At 60.7% G+C, this 25,133-nt stretch carries 25 protein-coding genes; 11 read left to right on the top strand and 14 right to left on the bottom strand.

The features are described from left to right. The first annotated feature begins 257 nt into the window (after nt 1–257). The 4 genes from C4S73_RS11425 to C4S73_RS11410 all read left to right on the top strand — a co-directional run bounded on the left by C4S73_RS11425 (nt 258) and on the right by C4S73_RS11410 (nt 6,328). On the top strand, nt 258–521 hold the full coding sequence (locus C4S73_RS11425; protein ID WP_103872628.1) for a hypothetical protein: 264 nt from the start codon (nt 258–260) through the stop codon (nt 519–521). Between the two features lie 449 nt (nt 522–970). After that, nucleotides 971–2,806: a methyl-accepting chemotaxis protein gene (locus C4S73_RS11420; protein WP_103872627.1), complete on the top strand. Its 1,836-nt coding sequence runs from the start codon at nt 971–973 to the stop codon at nt 2,804–2,806. A gap of 71 nt (nt 2,807–2,877) precedes the next feature. Further along, entirely contained in the window at nt 2,878–3,366 is a 489-nt protein-coding gene (locus C4S73_RS11415; protein ID WP_160115738.1) for a chemotaxis protein CheW, read from the top strand. 223 nt (nt 3,367–3,589) lie between these two features. Next, nucleotides 3,590–6,328 carry an autotransporter outer membrane beta-barrel domain-containing protein gene (locus C4S73_RS11410; RefSeq protein WP_160115737.1) on the top strand — a complete coding sequence of 913 codons (2,739 nt, stop codon included), beginning with the start codon at nt 3,590–3,592 and terminating at the stop codon, nt 6,326–6,328. A gap of 49 nt (nt 6,329–6,377) precedes the next feature. On the opposite strand, the gene C4S73_RS11405 is transcribed toward C4S73_RS11410, so the two are convergent. Together C4S73_RS11405 and C4S73_RS11400 are read right to left on the bottom strand one after the other, a co-directional pair. Next, a complete protein-coding gene (locus tag C4S73_RS11405) occupies nt 6,378–6,614 on the bottom strand; it encodes a hypothetical protein (RefSeq protein ID WP_103872624.1) in 237 nt (78 codons plus the stop codon). A 295-nt stretch (nt 6,615–6,909) separates the two neighbouring features. After that, nucleotides 6,910–8,370: a metal-dependent hydrolase family protein gene (locus C4S73_RS11400; protein WP_103872623.1), complete on the bottom strand. Its 1,461-nt coding sequence runs from the start codon at nt 8,368–8,370 to the stop codon at nt 6,910–6,912. 433 nt (nt 8,371–8,803) lie between these two features. Here C4S73_RS11400 and C4S73_RS27920 point away from each other — a divergent pair, with 433 nt between their 5' ends. Next, nucleotides 8,804–9,031 (top strand): hypothetical protein, encoded by a 228-nt coding sequence (locus C4S73_RS27920; protein ID WP_146071333.1) that lies wholly within the window; start codon nt 8,804–8,806, stop codon nt 9,029–9,031. Nucleotides 9,032–9,068: 37 nt separating this feature from the next. Here the strand turns inward: C4S73_RS27920 and C4S73_RS11395 are convergent, their stop codons facing one another. The 8 genes from C4S73_RS11395 to C4S73_RS11365 form a co-directional block, all read right to left on the bottom strand. Beyond that, nucleotides 9,069–11,909 (bottom strand): autotransporter domain-containing protein, encoded by a 2,841-nt coding sequence (locus C4S73_RS11395; protein ID WP_103872622.1) that lies wholly within the window; start codon nt 11,907–11,909, stop codon nt 9,069–9,071. 380 nt (nt 11,910–12,289) lie between these two features. After that, entirely contained in the window at nt 12,290–13,468 is a 1,179-nt protein-coding gene (locus C4S73_RS11390) for a GGDEF domain-containing protein (RefSeq protein ID WP_103872621.1), read from the bottom strand. 588 nt (nt 13,469–14,056) lie between these two features. After that, a complete protein-coding gene (locus C4S73_RS11385; RefSeq protein ID WP_146071332.1) occupies nt 14,057–14,395 on the bottom strand; it encodes a hypothetical protein in 339 nt (112 codons plus the stop codon). Nucleotides 14,396–15,034: 639 nt separating this feature from the next. Continuing rightward, nucleotides 15,035–15,445 carry a hypothetical protein gene (locus C4S73_RS28525; RefSeq protein ID WP_210201402.1) on the bottom strand — a complete coding sequence of 137 codons (411 nt, stop codon included), beginning with the start codon at nt 15,443–15,445 and terminating at the stop codon, nt 15,035–15,037. A gap of 13 nt (nt 15,446–15,458) precedes the next feature. Then, complete coding sequence (locus C4S73_RS11380) at nt 15,459–16,394, bottom strand: DUF2971 domain-containing protein (RefSeq protein WP_103872619.1); 936 nt, start codon at nt 16,392–16,394, stop codon at nt 15,459–15,461. 122 nt (nt 16,395–16,516) lie between these two features. Further along, nucleotides 16,517–17,518: a hypothetical protein gene (locus tag C4S73_RS11375; RefSeq protein WP_103872618.1), complete on the bottom strand. Its 1,002-nt coding sequence runs from the start codon at nt 17,516–17,518 to the stop codon at nt 16,517–16,519. Between the two features lie 338 nt (nt 17,519–17,856). Then, entirely contained in the window at nt 17,857–18,132 is a 276-nt protein-coding gene (locus tag C4S73_RS11370; RefSeq protein WP_103872617.1) for a hypothetical protein, read from the bottom strand. A gap of 24 nt (nt 18,133–18,156) precedes the next feature. Beyond that, a complete protein-coding gene (locus C4S73_RS11365; RefSeq protein WP_103872616.1) occupies nt 18,157–18,582 on the bottom strand; it encodes a DUF1236 domain-containing protein in 426 nt (141 codons plus the stop codon). 233 nt (nt 18,583–18,815) lie between these two features. Here C4S73_RS11365 and C4S73_RS27915 point away from each other — a divergent pair, with 233 nt between their 5' ends. Beyond that, nucleotides 18,816–19,034, top strand: coding sequence for a hypothetical protein (locus C4S73_RS27915; RefSeq protein WP_146071331.1), 219 nt, complete (start codon nt 18,816–18,818; stop codon nt 19,032–19,034). A 32-nt stretch (nt 19,035–19,066) separates the two neighbouring features. Here the strand turns inward: C4S73_RS27915 and C4S73_RS11360 are convergent, their stop codons facing one another. From C4S73_RS11360 to C4S73_RS11350, 3 genes are all read right to left on the bottom strand, one after another. After that, entirely contained in the window at nt 19,067–19,408 is a 342-nt protein-coding gene (locus C4S73_RS11360) for a low affinity iron permease family protein (RefSeq protein ID WP_103872615.1), read from the bottom strand. A 114-nt stretch (nt 19,409–19,522) separates the two neighbouring features. Further along, nucleotides 19,523–19,954, bottom strand: coding sequence for a low affinity iron permease family protein (locus tag C4S73_RS11355; protein WP_103872895.1), 432 nt, complete (start codon nt 19,952–19,954; stop codon nt 19,523–19,525). Nucleotides 19,955–20,112: 158 nt separating this feature from the next. After that, on the bottom strand, nt 20,113–20,430 hold the full coding sequence (locus C4S73_RS11350) for a DUF1236 domain-containing protein (RefSeq protein WP_103872614.1): 318 nt from the start codon (nt 20,428–20,430) through the stop codon (nt 20,113–20,115). A gap of 127 nt (nt 20,431–20,557) precedes the next feature. On the opposite strand from C4S73_RS11350, the gene C4S73_RS27910 reads away from it, so the two are divergent. The 5 genes from C4S73_RS27910 to C4S73_RS11330 all read left to right on the top strand — a co-directional run bounded on the left by C4S73_RS27910 (nt 20,558) and on the right by C4S73_RS11330 (nt 24,457). Next, on the top strand, nt 20,558–20,776 hold the full coding sequence (locus tag C4S73_RS27910; RefSeq protein ID WP_146071330.1) for a hypothetical protein: 219 nt from the start codon (nt 20,558–20,560) through the stop codon (nt 20,774–20,776). A 24-nt stretch (nt 20,777–20,800) separates the two neighbouring features. After that, nucleotides 20,801–20,962 (top strand): hypothetical protein, encoded by a 162-nt coding sequence (locus C4S73_RS28225; protein ID WP_160115736.1) that lies wholly within the window; start codon nt 20,801–20,803, stop codon nt 20,960–20,962. Between the two features lie 1,376 nt (nt 20,963–22,338). Beyond that, nucleotides 22,339–23,421 (top strand): ATP-grasp domain-containing protein, encoded by a 1,083-nt coding sequence (locus tag C4S73_RS11345; protein WP_103872613.1) that lies wholly within the window; start codon nt 22,339–22,341, stop codon nt 23,419–23,421. A 297-nt stretch (nt 23,422–23,718) separates the two neighbouring features. Next, on the top strand, nt 23,719–24,018 hold the full coding sequence (locus C4S73_RS11335; protein ID WP_103872611.1) for a hypothetical protein: 300 nt from the start codon (nt 23,719–23,721) through the stop codon (nt 24,016–24,018). 181 nt (nt 24,019–24,199) lie between these two features. Then, nucleotides 24,200–24,457, top strand: a complete 258-nt coding sequence (locus C4S73_RS11330) for a hypothetical protein (RefSeq protein ID WP_103872610.1) — start codon at nt 24,200–24,202, stop codon at nt 24,455–24,457. A 351-nt stretch (nt 24,458–24,808) separates the two neighbouring features. On the opposite strand, the gene C4S73_RS11325 is transcribed toward C4S73_RS11330, so the two are convergent. Next, nucleotides 24,809–25,054: a hypothetical protein gene (locus tag C4S73_RS11325; protein ID WP_103872609.1), complete on the bottom strand. Its 246-nt coding sequence runs from the start codon at nt 25,052–25,054 to the stop codon at nt 24,809–24,811. Between the last annotated feature and the right edge of the window lie 79 nt (nt 25,055–25,133).

Below are 25,133 nucleotides of genomic sequence, written 5' to 3'. Positions count from 1 at the left end.
GCCGTCTGCGGCACATAAAGCAAGGCCGCCCAAAGGGCGGCCCTTACGATAGCAAATCGGATCAGATGCGTCGCATTGAGGGACGTGGTCTGGGGCAATGCGCGAAGCTGAGCCTGTGGCCTGCGTCCGATTGCTGTCTGGGGCTTCGCCAGATCCGCCGGACCGCCCACATGAATTGCGTTCGGACGAGTTCGGCGGCATATTTCATTGGTGCCCTGATCCCGTTGTGCCATAGGCAATCCAGAAACGGAGACACAATGGCCGAGATAACGATCACACTGCCCGAAATCGCGACATGGACCAAAGCCGTACTCGTCGAGGCAGGGATTCCTGCCGGTGCAAAATTCACATCGGTTCGCTTCCTCAAAGGCAGCACCAAAATTGGCCAGTCGACAGGCGTGTCGGACACCCTGATTGCTCGCCTTATGGCCATCAAACGGGGCGGCGGCGTCACCGACGCGAAAATGAACAAGGTTCTGAGCGGCTATTCATCGTGCACCTTGGTGGCGATGATCGACTGATCTTCGGTTGCGGTCCGCCATATCGATGAGGGCGCGCCATCTGCCCCGTGATTGACAGTGGCTCAGGCCCTCTCGATGGCGTAAGGCAGACATGTCGCTCGCTGCTGGCCTGCCCAGGCCAGACTTGCGGCATCCGAGGTCGAGCTACCACTAGCTCCCGATGGAAGACGGCTCCGCAGTGATGCGGGGCCGTTTTCGTCAGGGCTCGCGACGCTCAGGCGAGCCGCCGGGTTTTCTATAATCGGGTATTTCATTCATTAAGTATTCTAGGGCCAATTCTTCCGCTAACGCAGGGTTTCGCGGAGGTATTTTATCTCCTGAGGCAAATATGGCCGATTTTCAGAATCTCGATTGACCAATTTGAAATAAATTGACTGCAAAACGCGGCTGCACGGCGACCTTACGTCATCGTCCCATCACAGCAACGCCTTCCGCAGTGGATACCGTCCATGACATTCGGTTTTTTTGAGAGCGCCCGCGGCAATTCCGCCGGGGAGGCGGCCGCTATTCGTCGATCGCAAGCGGTTATCGAGTTCGATCTGAATGGCCAGATCCTCGAAGCCAATGCCGGTTTTCTCAATGTCGTCGGCTATTCCCGCGAGGAGATCATCGGCAAGCATCATGGCATGTTCGTCGAGGCCGGCTATCGCGCGTCGGACGAATACAAGTCGTTCTGGTCGCGGCTGAATCGCGGCGAGGCGATGGAGGCGCAGTTCCTTCGCGTCGGCAAGGGCGGCAAGCAGATCTGGCTGCAGGCGGTCTACACGCCGATCCTCAATCGCTCCGGAAAGCCGGTGAAGGTCATCAAATTCGCGACCGACATCACGGCGACCAAGGGGCTGATCGCGAATTTCGAGGGACAGGTCGCGGCGATCCGGAAATCGCAGGCGGTGATCGAGTTCGGCCTCGACGGCACGGTGCTCGACGCCAACGACAACTTCCTGCAGGCGATCGGATACAGCCTCGCCGAGATAAAGGGACAGCATCACCGGATGTTCGTCGATCCAAACGAGAGCACGGGCGAGAGCTATCGCCGCTTCTGGGAGAAGCTGGCGCAGGGCCACTATGATGACGGCCAGTATCTGCGCTTCGGCAAGGGCGACAGGCCGATCTGGATCCAGGCGAGCTACAACCCGATCTTCGATGCGCTCGGCAAGCCCTACAAGGTCGTGAAATACGCTGCCGACATCACGGCGAACAAGCTGGCGCAGGATGCTTTGCGCCAGGCTGTCGACGAGACACGCATGGTCATCCGCGCCGCGATGAACCGCGACTTGACGGCGCGCGTTCCCTTGCAGGGCAAGAGCGGCGACATCGCGGAGCTCTGCGGCGGCGTCAACGAGCTGGTCGGCTCCGTTGCGGACATCGTCGCGACGGTCTCGGACATCTCGGAGCAGATCACCTCGGGCTCGACGCGGATCAGCCATGACAGCCGTGCTCTGGCCGAGCGTACCGAGGAACAGGCGAGCAGCCTCGAGGAGACAGCGGCGACCACCGAGGAACTCGCAGCCTCGGTGAAGCAGAGCGCGGCGCGCGCTCAGGATGCGACCGGCCTCGGCGCCAGGGCCAATGGCGTCGCCAATCGTGGCGGTGTCATCGTCTCCGAGGCGGTCGTCGCAATGGAGCGCATCGAGAAAGCCTCGGCCAGCATCGTCGAGATCATCACCGTCATCGACAATATCGCCTTCCAGACCAACCTCCTGGCATTGAACGCTGCCGTCGAGGCGGCGCGGGCCGGCGATGCCGGCAAGGGCTTTGCGGTCGTGGCTTCGGAGGTGCGTGCGCTGGCCCAGCGTTCCAGCCAATCCGCCAACGACATCAAGAAGCTGATGGCGAACTCGACCCAGGAGGTCGCGAGCGGAGTCAGGTTGGTCAAGGATGCCGGCTCGGCGCTGTCGGAGATCGTGATCTCGTCCAGCAGTGTCGCCGAGGCATTGGCCGACATCTCCAGCGCCTCGCAGGAGCAGGCCAATGGCATCGAAGAGGTCGCCAAGGTCGTCGCGCATATGGACGACATGACGCAGCAGAACTCGGCGATGGCCGAGCAGAGCGCCGGAGTCGCCCGCGAGCTGGAGCAGGCGACCGAAGCGTTGAGGCAGCTGGTCGGCGCCTTCAAGGTCGAGGGTCGGGCGGATCAGACGCTCACGACCAGTATCGTGGCCGAGCTGGCACAGGTGGCGCCGCATATGCCCCGCCCGCGCAAGGCCGCGCCGGCAGTGGTCGCTTCGCCGCGGCCGCGGCGCCAGGCCAATGGCGGTGCTGCAGCCGTCTGGTCCGATTTCTGACGTCCTGCGATGCGAACCCCGTGACGTCCAAACGCGGTCGCCGCCGATAACATTCAGCGATGGAGCCTGATGTGAAAGAAGCCCTGGATAGTTTTGCGAGATTGCCGGCCCTGTCGGCTCCACCTCGGCAGATCGTCGTGTTCAAGCTGAGGGGGCGCGTCTTCGGCGTCGATGTCGGCTGCGTCAGGGAAATCCGTGGCTGGCAGCCGACGACGGAACTGCCGCATGCGCCGAATTACGTGCTGGGGGTCGTCAATCTGCGCGGCGCGATCGTTCCGGTGTTCGATCTCCAGGCGCGGCTCGGCTTCGGGCCGAACGACGATGCGGCGGCCGGGGTGGTGATCGTCGTCGAGATCGGTGACAGGTTCGTCGGCTTCCTGTCCGACTCGGTGTCGGACATCATCGACATCTGCGAAGAAGACCTGCGCGCTGCTCCGGACTATGCCGATGGTCACAGGCCGCTTCTGCGCGGGCTTGCGGTCAAGAGCGACGACATCATCGGATTGCTCGACCTCGACGCCGTCATCGATGTGAGCTGCCTGGCGACGCTCGATAGCTAAAGCGATCTCGCGAGCGACAGCAAGCTCCACTCCCAAGTAGGGCCCGATTCCCGTAATTGGCGCGATCGAGCCAGCCGGCCGGCGTAGTCCATATCTGCAAGCCACCTGTTCAGGCCTGTTCTGCGCTTGCCGAGGTCTTTTCGAGTTTTGCCAAGTGGACATCGATTATCCGCCCGGGAAGTGGACACCAATCGCCGAATCACGGCCTGACTTCCGTAACGACATGGCCGGTGATTTCAGCCTGTGGTCGGGGGATGTCGAAAAGCCGATGCAATTCCGGGAATTGGCGCGAACCCCTCGCGACCGGCCTTTGCTCTGCCCCGGTGGCGGGCGCCTATGGCTGGCGGTTGCGTCGTGCCTTGCCTTGCTCGTCGCAGCGCTTGTTCAGCCGGCGTTGGCAGATGGCGGCGACGGTAGCACCGGGGGAGTGGGTGGAGTCGACAACCCGACCGGCATGGGACGCGCAGGAAGCGATACAACGGGCGCGTTCTCCGGCGGCGGTGGCGGCGGGGCCGGCGCCTTCACTGGGGGCGCGGGAGGGTTCGGTGGGGTCGGCGTTCCCGGCATTGGCCAAGGTGGAGTCGGTGGCGCCCATGGCTGGGTCGGCATGGCCCTTCCCGGCGGCGCTGCGACCGGCACAGGCGGTGGCGCGGGCGTCGATGGCAACAACAGGAGCGGCGGCGGCGGTGGTGGCGCCGGGGGATATGGCGCCGTCGTCACCGGCGCGGGCACGACCGGAACGGTCTCGGTCACGATCAACGGCGGCAATGGTGGCGATGGCGGCAATACGTTTCTGGATCAGGGCGGATCGGGCGGGTCCGGGGGCATCGGTCTGCTCGTCACCAATGGCAGCCTGGCGACGGCTCTGACCATCACCGGCACGGTCCAGGGCGGCAATGGCGGCAGTGGCGGCAGCACGGATCTGGATCAGGGCGGATCGGGCGGGTCCGGCGGCATCGGTCTGCGTTTCATCAACGGCAGCCTGCCGACGACGCTGACCGTCATCGGCACCGTTCAGGGCGGCAGCGGTGGCAATGGCGGAGTCCTTGCGAGTGGAGGTTTAATTGGAGAGCCTGGTATGCCCGGCGAAAGCGGAGCAGGCATCGTCGGTTCGAACCTCGCTATCATCAATAATGGCACGATTTCGGGCGGGGTCTCCGCCGATGGCGCGACGCGCGCAGCGGCGATCCGCTTCACCGGTGGCGCCAACACGCTCACCTTCGGCAATGCCACCTCGGGTCTCAGCGGGGGGATTGTCATCGAGGCCGGTGTGCTGACCTTCGCCCAGCCAAGCGATGTCACGGTCGATAATGTCATTTCCGGCGCCGGCGCGGTCATCAAGACCGGGCCCGGCACGCTAACGCTTTCGAACAGCAGCACTCACACCGGTGGGACGACGGTTTCGGGTGGCAGGCTGGTCGTCAATGGCTCGATCGCAGGTTCGGTGACGCTGAGCGGCGGCACGCTGGGCGGCTCCGGTACGCTTGGCGGCTCCGGCACGCTCGGCGCGGTCTCGGTTGCGAGCGGCGGCATGGTCGCGCCGGGCAATTCGATCGGCACGTTCAACGTCAACGGCAATATTTCCTTTGCAGCCGGCTCGACCTATCAGGTCGAGGTCAACGCCGCCGGCCAGGGCGACAGGATCGTCGCCTCGGGCATGGCGACGCTGTCCGGCGGCAAGGTCGAGGTCCTGGCTGCGAGCGGCAATTACGCGGCGGCAACGCGCTATACCATCCTGACTGCCGGTGGCGGGTTGACCGGCCAGTTCGGGGCCGTGACCTCGAACCTTGCCTTCCTGACGCCGAGCCTGAGCTATGGCGCCACCAGCGTCACCTTGACGATGACCCGCAACGACACGTCGTTTGGTCCAAATGGCGGCGCAACCTTTATCGCCCAGACCCGCAATCAGGGCGGGATAGCGGTTTCGGCCGAGAGGCCGGGCGCTGGTAATCCCGTCCATGACGAGCTGGTCTCGGCTACAGCCGAGGGCGCTCGGGCCGGGTTCGACCTGCTTTCGGGCGAGGCACATGCTCAGGGCGTCGCGGTCGCTATCGATGAAAGTCGGGTCTTGCGCGACGCTGTTCTAGGGCGCCTGCGCCAGAGCCTTCTGACGGTGCCGCGCCCCGGGCCGAGCCTGGCGTTCTGGGGTGAGGCGGTCGGCAGCCAATCGAACACAAATGCCGACGGCAATGCCGCCTCGCTTTCGCGCCGCGGCGGCGGCGGCATCCTCGGAGCCGATGTCAGACTCTATGACAGCGACACGTCTTCGCTGCGTCTCGGCGCTGCCGGCGGCTACACCCAATCGCGCTTCGACCTCGACGCCAGGCTCTCCTCGGGCAAGCTTGAGAGCGGCCACGCCGCGCTTTATGCCGGAGCCCGCTTCGGTGGCCTAAGGTTCGACGCCGGCCTCGGTTACAGCGGGGGCGAAAGCGACATCCGCCGTCAGGTTCAGATCGGCGGCCTCGCCAACATGTTGGGCTCGCAGCGCCCGGCATCGACTCTGCAGGCCTTTGCCGAGCTCGGCCACGCCATCTGCTGGCAAGGCCTGGCGATCGAGCCCTTTGCCCAGCTTGCGCTGATCCGGGTCAAGGCCGGCTCCGCTACCGAGCAGGGCGGGGCTGCGGCGCTTCGTATTCTCGCGGGTGAGCAGAGCCTTGGCTTTGCGACGCTGGGCCTGCGTGCCGAGGCGCAGCTCGGGGCAACTCCGCTCTTCGCCCGCGGTATGCTCGGCTGGCAGCGCGGCTTCGGCGAGCTGACCCCGCAAGCAAAGATCGCCCTCGTCGGCGGGGCCATGCCGGCCCGGGTTTTCGCCGCCGGCATCGCCCGCGACGCGCTCGTTGCCGAGGCCGGCCTCGATTGGCGCGCCTCGGCCACAACCACCCTCGGCCTCACCTACGCTGCCGCGCTCGGCGAAAACCGCAGGGATCATGCCCTCAAGGGACGCGTCGACGTCAGCTTCTGAAAGGCCTTCAGCTGCTGCGGGGGGAGGGAGGGTGACGAGGGGAACTACCCTAGCTGTATGGGCTGTCCCAGGTCACTCGGTTTTCGGTTCCGACTCGTTGGCGCAAGTTGCGCAGCGAGCGCTCGACGAGCATGAGCCTCACGCGGTGTTGTTTCTGAACGCGACACATGTCGTCGATCGTCGCCAGCAGCTGTGCCAGGGCGGTACTGCCGAGGTTTAGCTCTGGCTCATTGCCAGTTTGCTGGGGCAAAGGCTCATTTCCGGCCAGGCCAGGCATATTCGTCATGGCTTGATCCTCACTTCAACTGCCCGAAGGGCTGCGCTTGCGGCGTGAAACTGTTCCAATCCGGGACCGTCTCAGGCCTGCATGCCCGTACCGAGCAAGAACGTTGCCTATGGGCCAAGCTGCGAGATGCGGCGATAATCGCGCCTGACGCCGACGAAGTACGGTGCGTCGCCTGTGTGATGGCTGACCGTATTGCGGCTGAGATGGCACCAAGCGTCGGAATGCGTTCTGCCTCCCGCTCTTGGTGGGAGCGCTGCGGTCATGACCGATGTGCTTGTCTGTGCCTTTCGCCGGCTTATCGCGGCAAGGTGTTCTTATAGATTTTGCCGTCCTTCATCACGATCAGAAGGCTCCGGTCGGGGTTGGCGAGCAGGCTGATGTCGTCCAGCGGATTGCCGTCGACCAGCAGGAGATCGGCAAAAGCCCCTTCCTCCACGACGCCCAGCTTTCCGGGATATGGATTGCGCGGCCCAGACAATGCCAGCAGCTCGGCATTCGTCGAAGTCGCCATCTTCAAGATATCGGCGTTCGAGTACCATTTGGTCAGATGGGTCAGCATTGTCCCCTGACGTGCCGCATGCGCCTGCGAAAACAGCATGTCGGAGCCGAAAGCCGTCTTGATCTTATGTTTGATCGCCAGCTGATAGGCGTTGTTTGTTCCGGCGAAGACCTGCAGCGACGCCACATGGCTTGGGCCTGTGAGCGTCCCGGTGTCCTCTGCCGACAAAAATGGCTGGATGCTGAGCCAGACGCCCTTGTCCGCCATCATCTTTGCGGTTGTCTCGTCCATCAGATGTGCGTGTTCGATGCATCTGGCCCCGGCCGACACCGCGCGCTGAACCGTCTCCGGCGCATAGGCGTGCACGGTGACAATGGTATTCCAGTCTCGTGCAACCGCGATGGCTGCCTTGAGGTCGGCTTCACTGAAGGTCGACATATCCAACGGGCTGCGCGGCGACGACACGCCGCCACCGCCAACGAGCTTTATCTGCGAGGCGCCCTGCATCAACTGCTCGCGAACGCGAAGCTGCAGCTCAGCGGCGCTGTCTGCAATCATGCCGCCGCCCGAGCGTTCGACGGAACTGAGCGATCCGTTCGCATCCCTCGGCAATTCCGACAGCATCCGCAAATCGCCATGCCCGCCGGTCGTCGTGATCATCGCGCCGGACGGGTAAATGCGCGGGCCCGCTATCAAACCCTCGTCGACCGCTTGCTTGAAGGCGAACACAAAGCCGCCGAGGTCGCGAACCGTCGTAAACCCCCGCAAGAGCGTGCGCTCCGATTCCGCGCTGGCAGCGAGATGAATGTATCCGGCATCCTCGGTCAGCAACCGGGGAAGCGGAAGCGCCGCAAACAGCGTATGCCAATGGGCGTCGATCAGGCCGGGCATGATGGTCTTGCCGCGGCAGTCGATAATCTCTGCACCTTCCGGCGGCTTTGGCCCGCCCGCCAGCACCGATCGGACAACGCCTCCCTCGACAAGCAGGCGAAGCCCGTCGCGCAGCGATGCCGAGGTTCCGTCGAACAACCGGAAATTCGTGAAGACGATAGGCCTGCGCGCCGCGCCTGAAGGCTGCGCAACGGCCAAGCCCGGCAAGCCTTGAGCCGCGACCGTGGCGGCTATACCGCCCAGAAAGCCGCGTCGGGACAAATCGGCGCCCATCCGCCGATTGAGAATTTGGATTTCCGGCCGATGGCAGAAACAGGTGGTGTGATCGGAGGCCAGGGCCTCTTCACCAGACGTACAGGAGAACATGGCTCCCTCCGGGCAAGCAGGGCGTTGAGACAGGATACAATGCAGCCCAGGCCCACGTCCTTGGCTCTACGTCCCAAATACTTGGCGCTATGTCCGTGTTCGGACTGAAGGCATCCGTTGATCTCGCTGGCGCGGGCGCGTCCTGATCGCTGGCGGAAGCGCGTGACCCGCGCCAATGGGCGTAAGCTGCAGGCCATGCGGCGCTGTTGAGGCGCGAGGGATAACGCCTGCGGGCGGAGCCAGTTCCTGCCGCCCAAAAAAGGCCGGCGCTCCCGAAGGAGGCCGGCAAGTTTACCTCGCGGCGCGCGCCACCTGCGCCGCATCGAATCAACGCGTTAGAGGCAGCCGGGTTCATCACGAAACGGAGCGCGCTCCATCAAATGACAGCACGACCCATGCGCTTTGAGCTAAAATGCAAGTCGGAGGTGGTGTCATGAAAACCACGATGGATCATGCTTCCGAGCGCAATGGCTCGCGAGTGCCTCGCTTCACGATCGAAACCAGGGAGGATTATGCCCTGGTCCGCCGACGAATCCGGTGCTTGCGCTCAGGAGCGAAAGACGCTGCGGCTGAACAGGAGCTCATTGCGCTGGAAATGGCATTGCAGGAATGGGAGGCAGGCATTTGCCAGGCACCTGGATATCCCGTCAAAAGCCACTGAAGAGCGAAGGAAAGAGCCGGCGCCCTTCGCTGCCCTGCTACCAGCTTGCGCGCAGGCCGGCTGTGACGGCGTGGGAGGTGATGTCCGTGTTGAGCCGGACATCATAATCGGCAAACAGCGAGAGATTGCCGTTGGTGCGCGCGGACAGGCCAAGCCCAAGGATCGCGCTGTCTGAGGCGATCTGCGCGCTCCGGACTGGAAAAGTCGCCGCCGGCGCGCCGATGAACGCGGTGTCGAGAAGTACCGCATCATCGAGGAGCTCGTGTTGCCAGCGAGCTCTCGCCTCGATGGCGAAGCGGCCCTCGCCGAGTTCCCATTCCCTGGCAAGGCGCAGGCCGAGGCTGCCGAGAAGGCTTGAAGCCGTCTGTCCAGCCGCGGTCAGGCCGATGCTGCCGGCGCCTGTCTCGCTGAACCCGTCCTGCCGCAGATAGGTATAGCGCAGCGCCGCCAGCGGCTCGACCGTCGACCAGCCGAGATCGAAGGCATAGCCGGCCTCAAGGGCGCCGGTGAAGCGATCCCCGTCATACTCGGCCTTTGCCTGTCGCGAGAGCCCGCCGAAGCTGATGTTTCGTTCAGTCGCGAAGTTGAGGCGGCCATAGCCCAGGAGGCCGTCGAGGCGCAGCTTCCCGCTGGAATAGCTGCCATAGAACGCGCCTTCATAGGCCTTGATGCCGCTCTTGCCGGAGAACTGGCGGAAATCGGTGTCGGTGCTGGAGTAGCCGAGGCTGAAGCCGGCGAGGAAGGAGGGCGTGATCTGCCGGTCGAAGCCGCCGATCACGCCGCCGCCGCGATAATCGGCACTGCCGGCATTGGCATCGCCGCCGAGCTTGCCGATGACGCCATAGCCGCGCGCCCAGGCGCTGTTCGGCGCGGGAGGCTGCGAAGGCAGTCGCATCAGCATCGCCGCCGCCGGGTTGGTCGCGGCACTCGACGCATAGGCGAGAGGAGCGTCGCCGATGGTGGGCTCCGCCTGCCCGGAGCGCAAGGCGCTCAGGCGCTGCGAGATCATGGCGCCGAATGGTGCGGAGCCGCCGAGCGCCAGGGTGGACAGGCCCGCATGCACTTCGCCGGACAGGCCTGCGAGCGCGCGGCGCGCACCCTCATGCGTGCCGGCCGCCTGGAGCAGCCCGGCCACGCCGCGCAGGTCGCGATCAGCGCCCGCCAGTCCGCTCTCGAGTGCGTGGCCGACAGCACATTGATTGGCCGAGGCGCAGATGCCGGGCGCGTCGAAAGGCAGGGTCTGGATGTCGAGATGTGCCGTGTTCGGCTGGTAGCGCAGGCTCGCCTGGATGAAGGGCGCCGAGCCGTCGCCGAACGGCCCCTCGACACCCTCGAAGCGGCCTGTAAGGCCCTGATCGGCGGTGAGAACCGGCATGGTCAGCGCGCGCGGCAGAAGCTGCGGTCCACCGGTCAGCGCAACCCAGCCGGCGAGGTTTGCTGTCCCGGTGACGGCGACGTGGTTCAGAGCTCCTGCAGGGCTGATCTGCTGGATCAGGAGGCCACCGGCCTGCTGCACGTAGTTGCCGTTGATGGTCAGTGTGCCGACGCCGCGATTATCGCCAGCCCAGACCGCGCCGGCATTGGTGACCGTGCCGGTGATCAGACCTGTGCCGGCAAGGGTGCCTGCCGGGGCAATGCTGGTCGGCGAGACGATGCTGCCGAAGACGGAGAGGAAGCCGCCCTCGACGCGCGTCGCACCCGCATAGGCGCTGTGGCCGGTGAGCACGAGCTCGCCGTGGCCGTGCTTCACCAGGCCGCCGGCGCCGACGATATCATTTTCGAAGAAGGCGATGCCACCGGGTTGCTCGACGATGAAATCGCCCCAGTCGAAGCGGCCGGGGCCGAGCACGGCCTTGCCGACATCGAGCATGCCGTAGCCATAGATCGCGTCGACGCCCGCCGGGCCGATGTCGCGGGCTGTCCCGAGCAGGGTCTGGCGCACCTGGTCGGCGCTGAAGAACGGGAACATCTGCCAGACCAGCGCCGCAGCGCCGGAGACATGGGGGGCGGCGAAGGAGGTGCCGTTCACCTTGGTGTAGCCGCCATTCTTGTCGGCGACGACGATGGGATCATCGGGGAATTCGCCCCACCAATCCCCGCCGCCAGGCGCCGTCAGGCACCAGTTCTTGGCCACGCCGCAGCGGTTGGTGTAGAGCGGCTCGTAGCCCGGCGCATAGGCGACCACCGCGAGCCAGCCGCGTTCGAGTTCCGGAAAGAGGTGAGGCAAGCCGGCTTGGATACTCGGTTGGGTTCGCTCTTCGTTACCGGCACTCCAGACCAGCAGCGCGCCGGATGCGACCGCGCGGCGATAGCCCGGCAGCTCCCGCGATTGAGCCAGCTCACTCTGCGTCGACGAGGTGATGGGATCGAAACTGCCCCAGCTGTTGTTGACGACGCGCACACCGCGCGCAACGAGCCCGTCAAGGGCGGCAACGAAGGACGAGATGCTTGCCGGAACGCCATCCTGATCGAAGACACGGGCATTGATGATGGTGGCCCCCGGCGCAACGCCGTGCATGCCACTACCGTCGCGATTGGCGGAGATCACCGACGCGACGCCGGTGCCGTGTCCAACGGGATCGGTTGCGAGCGGAGTGTCGGCGACATGGTCGTAGCCGCCGGCATAACGGCCCACGAACTCGGAATGACCGGCGAAGATACCGGAATCGACGACGCCGATCATGACGCCGGTGCCGTCGACGCCACGGGCATAAGCCTCCGCAGCACGGATCGCCTCGAGGCCCCATTGCGCGTAGTATTCAGGCGTCCGCCAGTTGTTGGGATCGGTCAGGAGGCCGCTCGATTGAGCTGCAGCAAAACCATTGACCGCCGTCGACAGCAGCAGCGCTGCAACGGTCGCTTTAGGCAAGAGATTCACACGCCCCCCTAGGCATAGCCACGAGCCCTCTTCGGGCCTCGCCAGCGACAACCGTGCCCACACGAGCAGGTGTCGTCAATGCCGAACCGGGCGCCGTCGTGCGACCCGTGCTGATTGCGCTTTGTCTGCCCTTTGGTCATTCAAACTCGTGAATCAGTGCCACGACCTGGGGTTTGAGCTCTTCCGCAGCGCCAAACACAGCGTCCCCGGACGGACGCGTACGGCCGAGCCGACAGTCTGCCGGGAGCCCGCCGAGATCGCTCTGTCCGATCGAGAATGGCGAGAACACAGCGGGTCGTCCCAGAACACCGTGGCTAGGTGCCGGCCGGGTCCACCCCCCTCGTCCGGATCATCTTTTAACTGATCGTCCTTGGAGGCCGTCAGGCTGCCGTACGGGAGCCTGACGGCGATACCGTATGCAGATGGGCTGCAACTTCGATACGGTTGCGGCCTTTGCTCTTGGCAGCATAAAGCGCCTTGTCGGCGGCGCTGAGCACGCTGTCGAAACCGAGGCCCGCCACCGTCCCGAGCGCGATGCCGACGCTGACCGTACAGGCGAAGCTCTTGCCGTCGACCGTGATCTCGCGGCCAGCGAAAGCGCAGCGGATCCGTTCAGCGATCTGTTCGGCCGGGCCCGACAGGGTATTGTCGAGAACGACCGCAAACTCCTCACCGCCCAGCCGCGCTACCGTGTCGGAGGCGCGCAGGCCAATCGACAATTCCTCGGCGAAAAGCTTCAGCACGAGGTCGCCGGTGGCATGGCCATGCTGGTCGTTGACGGCCTTGAAGCGATCGATGTCGAAGACGATCACCGCCATGGACGGGCCGAAGGAGTGGTGACGGTGGAGATCGAACAGGGCACGGCGGTTGAGCAATCCGGTCAACGGATCGGTGATCGCCTCCAAACGATGATATGTCGCCCGACGCCACTGATGCAGCGCCAGCGAAAGCGCGCAGATGCCGGGCGCGGCAGCAATGCAGATGGCGAGATTGACATTCTCCGCCCAATTGTTCGGCGCATGGCCGAGCACGAACTCCCCGTTCCAGATCAGGATTGCCGCGCACAGAGCAAAGGACATCGCCATCAACGCGTAAAGCGCCGCAATGCCGTTGAGCGGGAGGGGAGCCTCGTGACGGCTCAGCCAATATTCGCGGGCCGTCAGCATGAGGAGCACGGTAATGACGATATTGACGACCATGAAAGCGAGGCCATCATAACCGGCAAGCAGGGCGGGTATGGAGGCGGCGCTACCGGCGAGGCTTACCAGCAGGATGCGAGCCGTGGAAAACCGGCGCATACGGTACTGATATCCTGCGGCCCATATGGTGGAGAAGCCAATGTAATACAGCACGTGGGTCAAGATGGCGAATATCAGCCGCGGCGTATCGACATAGGCGCCATAACAGAAAATGCCGGCGACGGCGAACCCAAGACCCGCCGATAAAATCAGCAGAAACGTCTCCGGGCGGCGAGAGAACCAGCTTCCGACGAGCATCAACGCAAGGCAGGTTGTGGAAATGCCCAAAGCCAGCAGAAGGGAATTATAGTCGATCTGCATGCCGTTACTGTTTTACTCGCGCCGCCAGTCGGCCGCTTTAAGGTGCTATCGCAGGGTAAAAAAATTATAACAACGGCTGGTCAGTAAACGCATTTCAGTGAAATGTTCTTTAACAAATAGCTTATGATATATTCATATATACTGGCAGCGTTTCGGGACGAAGAGAGGTGGTGCTCGGTGCGCCTATCGCATCGTATTACACGCGTCGGAAGTGGAGGCGGGCGGGCTGCAATTGCGCGGCCCGAACCGTGCTCGAGACGAGTTCCGCTCCCTGGCGGCGAACCACCTGGCGAACCGTCCTCTATCTGAAAAAAGGGGATATTTGACGTATCGGAAGGGATTCGAGCCCCCTGCCTACGGTTTAGGAAACCGTTGCTGTCCATATTTAAACAGTTTTTGAGGGTTCACGAACGTTCCCAATAATTCCACTCCCCGGGCGTTACGCGACGCATGGATCGAAGAACTTGAGGATCCGGCGCGGCGACCCGATGTTGGCCGTCGCACGAATGACGTGCGAGGCCTGCGAGCGAAACTCGGTATTTCACATTTCAAGCGCGCGGTTGACCGAAGCGCGTGAGGCAAAGAGGCTCACTTCGTGAGGCGGGTCAGGGCGAAAACGATCGCGGAACCCGCGGCCCATGTCGAGATAAGTGCTAAGGTGATTTGCCACGTTGTCGGCAGGGCGTTTACGCGTCCCTCCAAGGCACCAAAGGACTTGGCGTCCGGCAACATGCTCAGTTTGCCTTTGACCTCGGCAAGATCAGTTCCTATCCGGTCGAGCTTCGCATCGACCCGATCGAACGCCTTTTCCAGTCTGGCGACACGCTCTTCCATATCCGGTGGTGTACCACCTCCGGAGCCGCTTGGCGAACGGGGGCCACCAGTACCCGCAGGCTCGCCGCGGCGAAGAGGGACAACGTTGCTCATGGCACGACCTTGCCCATAGGGCCGGTGTGACCGGTTGCTTTTAGTTGCCTCCAGGTCTCAATAATATAGAGAGAATGTAGTCTCATAAAGCCACAATTTAAGCAGATTAGTCGAGCGACCGGCATGTGAATACTATTGTTTGTGTCAACGGTGCCCGTCTGAAGTCTGCCGTACGCTGGCAGAGAGCCTATAAGTTCTTCGTTCCCCGCATCCAAAATTTGCAGTGTGTCGCGCGAGCAAACGTCACAGACAAAGCTCACACCTCGGTCTGATAGGAATTCGCGAAGAACCTCGGGCGTGATCCAATCATGTGGATTCCCACTCGGCTGCGGCGATGCGCCGCTAGCGCCATCATCTTCCGGGTTGGATTTCATTGCGACAGGCTCGCGCGATCAACTTGCAATTGTCGTTACCCCGGATGCTGTCCGCCAAAGCGTCTATGTCAGGATTCGAATAAAATCGGGGCCAAAATCAAAAAACTGGCGTCCCGGAAGGGACTGCTAACAGTAGCCGATATCAGAGACTTAGAAAAAGGTTCGCCACATAGCGTGCACCGCCTGTTCCCGTGGTTCGCCACCAGCCCAGGCAGGTCGCCGGCGCTGGATGGTGCCTCTGGCCGGGGAACCTCAATTAGCTAGGTCAGTTTGATTTAGGCGGATTTTCCGGAAGGCTCTCGTAGAGATTCCTGACCGCCTGATAAAAGTTGGCGAGGGGCCTTTGATCGCAGAAGGCTCGCAAGCGCTGCTTCTGTGAAGCCGTCGGTATTCCGATTAGATTGCGCGTCGGCTCATTGCGGACGCGCATCGGTTCATTGGTCGCGGACATGTAACCCTGTGCCCATGCAAAAAATTGAATCTCCGTAGGGCCGGGATTTCGCCGATATGCCTCGGCAAACTCAGCACAGGAAACCATCCCGGGACCTGCGATTACCGGGGCTTGGGCAACGGCACCGGTAGCCACCATTAAGAACAGTGTAGATAACAGGCGGCGCATTAGCGTTCCTTGCCAAGATTTTAGCGCTGAAAGGGTCCCTTCTTCCTGACTAGCCATGCGGGCAATCACCTCATTTTTTCTTTCTAGCTGCGCGACCTATAGCCTGCATTCCGGCAATATACTTCTCTAGACCGCCATAATGATCGATGATCCGGTAGGGATTTTTTATGGCTACCGTTCGCTTGGTCTCATCGGTTATCTGACACCAAGCGCACTCTTCTTCGTCCTCCTCAATCGGCTCGGAGCAAGAAGCGCAAGAATTCTTGCTAGGAACGATTTCAGTATCGCTGAATAAATGAGCTTTTTCTTTCGAATCAACCAGATAAGGGACCGCAGAAGTCCTTCCAATTCTGAGCTCATAGAAGTCAGCGGAAAATCTCTTGGCGACCTCTTTGAGCGCAATCTTGGTTTTGAGCGTAGCTCTCGCGCCGCAGATGATGCTAGAAACACATGCTCCCGGAATATTCATAAGCATCAAATCACCTGATACTCTTACATCCTCATCGCCCACAACCATCCTGCGCTCTTGCTCGTAAGTCCAGCACGTAGACTTCGTAAAGTAAGCAGCGTTTACGACTGCTCCTTGTAGAAAGTACGTATATCTAGGTTTGGCTATATGCAATACTCTGCCGACTAAGTCCGAAAAATCGTGGGCAGGGCCATCTTTATAAGCAACGTTATCGAATCGGGTTTCCGGAAATTCTTCACGGATAGCTTCTTCAGAAAATTCGATCACGAAACCATTATGATTATAGGCGTAATGCGCCCACATCGGTATCACGATCGGGGATCGGGAAAAGCATGTGGTGGGGTACTGGGGCAACTCACCAATAGCCTCCGCATAGCAAGCAAGCATCTCGGGGTCTCCCCCGAAATCTGTAGCCAGAAATAGCTCATAAGGATCATTAAAATCTTTCGGCTTTGAGAATTTCAAAATTACTTCATCGTCTTTGGTAAAGATCACGTCAGCTAAGTCTGCTGGTAGGTATTTATACAAAAAGCCCATTGCTTTCAGCTATCCCTCTCACTCCCCGAAAATCGTGCGGCCTTAAGGAAGAACCCGCTAACCTGTCCGGCCATATTTATCGAGTCTGCTGCGCATGCTAAATTGGCACGTTTACCGACAGACTATCCTACATCATTGGAGGCCTCGCGGGCTGTGATCGACACCACGGCAACGGTTGACGACGTTGCCTCAATGCACAAAGCGGCAAGAGTTCGGGTGGCTGTCCGTCTATGCTGAAGATTGAGTGATAGTGCGAGAGAAGCCCTCGCATGAGCCCGGACCTCCTTTTCGCTGGACCCGTGAAATTCGACAGCGAAGAATGCGTCGAGCATCCGATTGGCGTCTGCAGGCCCGATGGCCGTCCCATCCACTGAAGGGTGCCGCTTTGGGCTATAGACTGCCTGTGCGAGAGAAATCGTGACCTCGCGACATAACAATCCAATGGCTTGAAAATCCTCTTCAGCCGAGGCGCGTTCCAGTAGCTGCCGTGCCTTGCTCAGCGCGCGATCGACACGTTCCCATCCTGTGTCGTCGCGCTGCGGCGCGGTCATCCTGGGACGACGCGCTACAGCGTCGATGACGGGTCCGAAAATACAATCCACAGCTTGCCGGCGCTGCCGGTAATGCGGCAACGCTTCACTCCAGTGCTTGTACCAGTCCCACAGGCTTGGGTAGGGGTTGTTATATAAAAACTCGGGCGAAACCGAGTCTTTCAGCCTCAGTTCTCTCGCCTTGTAATAGTCGTCAACCTCTTGGATTCGAGGGCCTCCAGTGGCGACCGATTTCATCATGGCGCGATGAATGATGAGATCGCTGAGTATTTCAGCCGCCGCAGAGCACTTGCGGTCCGTGTTGCGCTTCACAATGATATCTTCGCCGGGCGCGAGGTCCGCCTCAACTGTTGCTACTGCTTCGACCAAACGCTTCCGGTCGATATCGGTCAGGCTTTTCAACGCCTCGTCCACGGGGGGAGGAGCCGAAAATGTGGCTTCGCGGGAGCGCACTCGCCCCCCAAAGTAACCGGGGCTTTCCAGATCGACGATTTCGATGGCGCACTCGCGCGTCAGCATCGCGAGTTCGTAACGCTGTAGGCCTTCGAGGAATGCGATAGCGGCTTCGCGCATTGCTAAAGGCCCAGCTTCTTCTGCGTGTCGTCCAGCAGCTCCGTCACGCCAGCGAAAGCCTCGTCTAATGAGCCGATTCATTCTCCATAGTGACGGATCTTAGTTAGAGAATTATGCGCAAGCGGACAATGAGACCAGGCTTCGCGAAGGCGATGACGGAATGGCGGACAGGGCGGGATTCGACGCTGTTCAGAGCCTCTGATTTTATTGACGTTTTAGCGCGCCTGTTACGCGAAATGTTGCACGTTCTGTTGTACGAGGCGCCCTGGGCAGCCGATATCCGCATCTATGGATCGGGAGAGGGCTGGGGAATGGCAAGGCCACCCCCCAGCCGTATTTCAGTTGACCTCGCGGGTCACCTTGTGCGTCACGCGGTCGCCATTTGCATTGGTGCGCGTGACCTTTTTCGTTACCCGAGTCGATCCGTGAGTGCCGACATCACGGCGAACCACAACCTTCCGCACGCCATGACCGCGCCCGTTTTGCCAGCCTCTATGCAGGCCGTTGTCAACGTGCCGGCGCTCTTTGATCACAACCGTCTCGGCTGATGCCGATGGTGCGGCCATGGGCAGAGCCAGCAAGGCGAGCGAGGCAAGGACCAGAACTTTCTTCATTGGATTTGCTTCCTTCAATCAGGATCAGTTGATGATCTGGACCACGCGGCGGGTGCCTGGCTCGACAACGACCGTGCGCTTGTTCACGACCGTGTACTCGTAGCTGCCAGAACCATACTCGGCGGGAAGCTTGCGATAGGTGACGCCGCTCGACGGAAGCACGGTGCCGACAGCGACCGGCTCAGCGTAGGTGTAGGAGGGCACATCCTCCTGCGTCACGTAGGCGCGGAATTTCGGCGTGGCGGCATCGCCGATGATTGCGCCTACGACCGCGCCACCAACCCCACCAACAGCAGCGCCCACTGGGCCGCCAACAACCGCGCCCCCGATGGCGCCAGAGGTGGCGCCACTGAGAGCGCCGCCAGTTGCCCCAGCCGAAGGCTGCGACTGAGCGAATGCGAGAGCCGGAGCCAGAGTAAGAACGGTGACCAGTGCGATTTTCTTGAGCATGGGTATTCCTCTCATGTGGCAGGAAGCCGTACCCCAAACTCGGCCAAATTTAGAAAAGTTCCAGACGGGACTTAAAAGTCTTGAATCGAAACGACTGACAGCCGTAGGGCAGCACGGAACAACCGGGCGGGAACAAACGACAAGTACAGAGAGTTGGAGATCAAAGACAACATTTCCGAGGCTTCACGATGTTCCGCGCTCTGCTAATCCTTGCCTCCGCCAGCATCCTCCCCATGAGCGGCGTTGCCAAGGCTGATCATAAGGGACATGGATTTGGACATGTCATGACAGGCCTAGAGCTTGGCGAGCGCCTAAGCACTAAAATCGATAGCAAGGTTACGCCCAGCGATCCGGCACAGCCGGATCTGACGCATCAAAGCGCAGCAAGTGAAACCGCACCTGTGAAACAAGCCCCGGTACGTAAAGTGCGCATTGTTTACCCGGCACCGTGAATTGGGTGGTCACCCACAGGCACGACCGAAAACTAAGCGCTTCTCTCTTCGGCTAAACGGACTTTCTCAATTTCATCGTTGCTCTGTTTTTCAACGCCGATGAGACTATCGCGCGCGCCTTCATGCGTTTTGATCAGCTCGTCGATTTTTGCATGAAGAGCGGCATTATCTCGGTTCTGGGTCGCCTGCAGTATGGGGATTAGCACAAGCGTCACCATGCTTATTGCGAGGCTAACACCTCCTAAAAAATGCTCGTTATCAGAAAAAAATGCGGCGACGCCGACGATACACATCAAGAGCGCGACCATCAGCATCGCCGGTCGCCCTGCGAATCGAGCGCTCGCTGTCGCAAATCCTTCAAACCAACCTTTCACAAGGGTTCGCTGCTCCCTATTGCCAGGATTCTAAATCTTGGCGGCTGTTTCAACTTACAACTACTCGTCGGAACGTTCTCGATAGAGAGTGAGCAAAGGCACACAGCGGTCTCCTCAATTGACGGCTGGTGGAGGGCCTGGATCCCGGCCATTCCGAGCAATAGCGGCACGCTCTTCAAACTGTTTCCGTAGTTTCTCAAGCTTGTCCTCGTCCAGTTGCTCCAAATCTAAAAGCTCCTCGCGAGCACCTTCTAGCCGAACGATCAGCTCGTCGAGCTTGATCTGCATAGCGGCTGTGTCCCGGTTCTGGCTGTTCTGGATGATGAACACCATCAGGAACGTGATGATGGTGGTCGCAGTGTTGATAACGAGCTGCCACGTATCATTGAAACCGAAGATCGGTCCCGACAGGCCCCAAGCCACGATGACACCCAATGCTACGAAAAAGGTGGCCGGTTTGCCCGTCCAGCGCGCTGTGACCTGTGCCACCTTGGTGAAGGCAGAAGGGTCCTTGCCAAGGCCGTTCAAATCCGTGTCATCTGCCATCGTCATTCCATTTGAGTGCTTGAATACCTAAATCGCTCGCCGTGCGTCGCGTGACGGACGGACTCCCTTTGTCAATGCGATGCCGTTGGCAAGCCGCTTTGAAACGCGTCGAACTCGCCCCCGGCACCGAGCCGGGAGCGAATCCTCTATCGGAAGTTTTATTCGATGATATGAACGACCCGCCGGCTCGAAGGCTCGACCAAGACAACGTGGTCATTGGTGTAGACGTAGCGGTATTTGCTGACCGACGGCCCCCAGTCGGACGGGACCGGTGCCAATTCCACGTCAGAGCCGAGTGTTGTGCCGACAGTGACCTTCTCCTTGATCATTGTCGGTTTCACCTTCTCCTTGACGACGTACTCCTTGATGCGAGTCTGCTCGGGCTGTCCGATCGTGACGGTGGCGCCGACCTGAGCGTATGCCGCTGAGCCCATAACCGACAGGGCTATGACGGTAGCCAGGATTACCTTTTTCATGTCGTCCTCCCTCGAAGCGATCCAACTCGGATTCGCGTGAGCAAAAACGTCCCAACATTAGACAAGTTCCAAACGGGACAGTAGGGTCGCGGCGCTGCAAATTTGAGCGCCATCATCCGGAGTGCCCATGCCGTTTCAAGCGATCATCGAGCCTGAAATTCTTGCCAAACTGACAGCTGCGTTTGATGAGGCATGGGCAGTTGTGCAAAGTCGGCATACGATAGAAGCTACCGATTTGGTCGCTGAGAGAGAGCGTCTCGGCCATATCTTCGTCACGCTTTGGCGAGCTGATCCAGATTGCCCGCTAATTGAAAAAAGCGTCGCAGAATTCGGCAAGACGCGATGAATAGAATACCATCAGCGAGGCCCGATGAACCTTTCGACCTCTGACAGTTTTGAGGCGAAAAGTCCGCACCGCCGTCATTATCAAATTGCATTGCGAGCCCGATCTTCCCGCCAACAAGCTGGCGAGTTTTTAGCTCAACCCGCCTTAACCGCCTTTACTTCATCAGGTGCGATGCAGGAAGACTGATCCATCGGTGCCGTGAACGATACCATCCTGTCGCTGAAAGTTGTTATGGTAATCGGCAGAGTAATTCCGTTAGAACAAAATAATGTCACGTCGCCTTGCAGCGAACTCTTTTCGATGCGGTCAATTCTGCCTTTGAACCAGCCCTCATAGAGTCCGGGCCTGCGCGCTGGCTCGTAACTGTAAGAACCAGGCACCGCGCCGCCGCCCGTCGACACAAGACGTCCTCTGCCTGCAGTCATGGCATTAAGCTCATATAGTTATATGATTTTGCTCACTGGTCAGCGAGTCGCTAGGAAACGCAGCGTCATCCAGTTCGTTCCGCGGAGATTATCTTTATTGATTCGAGCCATCAGGGCGCGAACAAGCTGAAATATCGTTCAAATCGATCGATATTCTGCAAAGCGGCGGTCTCATTACTACAAGAGCGGCCAGCCGGCGGCCCGCTTTTGTATTACCTCAACTGCACGGCTGCTCCATCTTGTGAGCCCAGCGCATCTTCCATCTGTCGACCGCCTCGATGAGCGACCTGAGCTCCTGCTCTTCCTCAGTATGCTCAAGGCAACCGGCGAGTTCGGCAATCCGCAGATCAGCGAGCCAGCATTCGAACTCCGTTTCGATCTTCAGCCTGCGCATAGCCGCTTAAACGCTTAAGGGATCCCTCAGAGCAGTCGGCAAACCAACTCGTTTTCGAACTTGACCGTGCCTTTAGCCGCATGAACGCGCGATGAACCACACGACTAGGTATCGTGGGGATAGCCATCGGGATATTGGACCGCGCGAACGTGGAGCCTGTCGCCTTCGCCGCGCCCCCAACACCAAAGACGGCAGCGCCGCCTTCGGCCAGCCCTAGAACGGAATATCTGGGTGATCAGGCGGCACGCGGAGCATAGCGCGCGCGCGGGCATCCAACTTCGAGCGAGGCCGACTGAAATTCCGATCGGGCTGCATGGGATCGCGGCGGCGCCAGCCCAAGAACCGGGTTTCCGGCGTCCACGGTGGAATGCAGGGCGGATCGATGTCCTTGTCCATACGCGTACCCGGCTCCAAAATGAGAACAGAGCACGAACATCTTACGATGACAGAGCAGAGTCAATGCGTTCGCACACGACCGGCGACGCGCGGCGTGGCAGACCCCTACGCTTCCAGCTGGTAAATCTCGCCCGCGTCGGCATCATCGCGCACACCCTTGAAAGATGTGTGGCGCAGCTTCCTTGTATCGCCCCTAATCGCAACAGGGATGTCGAGACGATCAACCTTATTCGCCAGAGCGCTAACGCCTAAGAGCGCTCGACGGCGGCATCGCTCAGTGGTTAGTCAAGGATGCGACGCCTTTTACGACTGCCCTGATCCGGGACGAGATGAAGGCCTGAGGGGACATGCGGAAAGCCCTTATTCTTGCTAACGGCTTCCGTCTGCAATACCGCAGCTTACGCTGCGCAGCCCCGTTATTTGAGGCCGTAGAGGTCTATGGAACCGCCGAGGCAAAGGCGCTTTCGCGGTCAACCTTCTGCCAACGGTTTCATGCGAGGCAACCTCAAGCACAGCCGTTTGGAACCGTTGCGGACGTAGAAGCGATCAACCGCATCCTGGCCGACGAGAACATCAGCTACATCCTACCGAGCGATGCGGACACGACGCGCTTTCTCGCCGAGCACCGGACAGCCATAGCCGCTACTTGCTATCCCGTGCCCACCGTGGAGACGTTCGACACCTTGAACGACAAAGCGCGCTTCGCTCAGTTCTGCGTCCGGCATCACCTGCCGCATCCGGCCTCAGTGGTGTGCGAGGGGGTGGATCAGGTTCGAAAGGTGCTCGCGGCAGCCGACCCTGACAGCAGTTTTGTGGTGAAGCCGTTGGCGATGTGGGGCAGCCTTGGCGTCGCCAAGATCACCAACGCCACCGCCGAACCCGTACTTCGATCCCTCGATTACAGCCCGATTTTGCTTCAGAACTACATCGCAGGCACCGAGTTCACTACGGTCGCTCTTGCGCGGGCGGGTTGCCTTGCAAACGTTGCCCACTACCGCCGCGACGACGGAGCGGTAACCTTCTTCGACCATGCAGAGGCAACGCAACTCGCGTCCCAAGTCGCCTCCAGTCTCTCTTATGACGGGATTATGGTGTTTGATGTTCGGGTTGATGAGGCAGGCCAGCTATTCCTCATCGAATGCAATCCCCGCTTCTGGTACCGGATGGATGTGGCAATGCGAGCGGGCGCCAATTTCATTGAGTTTGGTCTCTGGCCCGATCGCTCACGTGAAAAGGGACTCTTCCCCATTCGCCCAGTCCGCCTCGATGGCGCACGGATCATCCTGAATCATCTCCTGCGACCCTGGGAAATGACTGCCGGCGATCGCGCGTTCATTCGCTTCGCCCTTTCTGACCCGCTACCGGTCGCTCTCACTCTGATAAGTCGGTTCAAGCACCTCCACCAAGCGGCCAGCGGGCATCAACTTTGATGAGAGGCCAACGCCAGGCGATGCGCAATCTGGTCGGGGGTCCGGTAAGAATATTTCTACTTTTCACGCATCGGCCGTCGGGTATCATAAGGTATGTCGAATCTGCCTCCCGAAGCCCCGATCCTACGTCTCGAGGATAGCGAAGAGTTCGAGGCCGCCCTCAGGCGAATTGCGGAACTCGGGGAGCCGCGCCCGAATACCGCAGAGTGGCTGGAACTGTTGGCGACGCATGAAGCCGTCCGCGTCTATTGCGAGGTGCCGGGCGGAACAGATCCCCAGTAGAATTGTTCGGCGTGGATGAAACCGGTTCCGCCATTGATCGTCATCCACGATGACAGCGAGCTCGCCCTTGCGGAGCGCCGCGTGGAAGAGTTGCAAGGTGCAAAGAAGGGTTCGGCAGCCCACGCGGAGAGATTGGGATGGGCCGCGGCGATCCGCGCGTACGAAGGCCAACAACGAGGCGCATCTAAAGCTCTTTTGGGCGATGCGTCTCGTCGGCCCCTTGCGCTCTGGAACGCACTGATAATCGGCTCGATCGCCATTGCAGCGCTCGCCCTCGTGGCTTTGTGCTGCGCTGCTTTCCTCCGAGCTATCTGACGCCGTCCTCCCCGGCCGGCACACAGGCTAGCGCGACTAACCCACATCAATACGAGGCGCGGCCCCTCCTCATCTAATGTGGCTGGCCAATAGAGGGGAACCGTGCGTTGAGGATAAATTGCGCAACGCTGGCGGGCGCGACCGTCAAAAATGCGCCAGAGATCTCGACAACCGTACTACCATGACCCATCTCGCTGAATGCGGCCGCGCGCGCCTGAAACTTCGAATGCCGGAAGCGCGGGCTCAGCTGGAGCGTGCTTCAAGCGAATCTTTTCTCGATATCTGCGAGGCTTACGAACTGGCGTGGGTGGGTCTGGAGCATTGGACCAAATCCGACGCGTCTGAAAGCAGCGAGATGGTCGCCGAGTACCGAGAACTCATGGCTTCTCTGGAACTAGACGCCCAATTCGTGGCGGCCAGGGACGCCCTGAACTCGTAGTGCTGGTGAGGAAGCTCGCGCTGGATATGTTTGTCTCTCTACCGCCGGGCCAGTTGCTGCCGGTACATCCGCGGCTAGCTTCCGGCTGGCGGTAGAGCGCGAACCCGCCCTGTTGGGGGCAAACCACGCGGGCCACGCGGCGCCCGGGGAGCGCCGCCCCTTCAACCGAGGCAATCGGAGCTTGTTCCAATAAAAAAGCCGCCGATCCCGGAGGAACGGCGGCTGACGGCACGGGCAGAACTTCACCCTAAGGTGATCGCCAAGCGGGCTGAAGACCTGGCGACGCGGAAGAAACGCATCTGCAGTCGGGCGGTTCGCCTCTGAAACGAAAAAAGGCCCGGCGGAACGTCGTTAGTCCTGCGCCTGATCGTCAGCAGAAGCGAGGAAGCGCTCAACGGCGCGGGCACTGAGCGCCTGGGTAGGATCCTCTCGCCAAAGTTCAAGGATGATTTCGGCTAACCGGGTACGAGCCCGCTTCTGGGATTGGGTGCCGATCGTATTGACGCTGTTGACGCCCATCCATGCCGCATCGAACGCGTCGGCAAGTTTGGCTAGCTCGTCCGGTTCTGCAACGATCGATCGAAAAGGCATGCGCATTTATCGCACAGGCAGCTCGGCCTCAAACGAAAAAAGGCCAGCCATCCCGAAGGATGACCGGCCCAGGTTTAGGGAGGAA

This window comes from Allobosea lathyri (assembly GCF_900108245.1).
GTDB classification, from domain to species: Bacteria; Pseudomonadota; Alphaproteobacteria; order Rhizobiales; family Beijerinckiaceae; genus Allobosea; species Allobosea lathyri.
The sequence above is the reverse complement of the archived record's forward strand: the minus strand, read 5'-3'. Positions and strand labels throughout refer to the sequence as shown.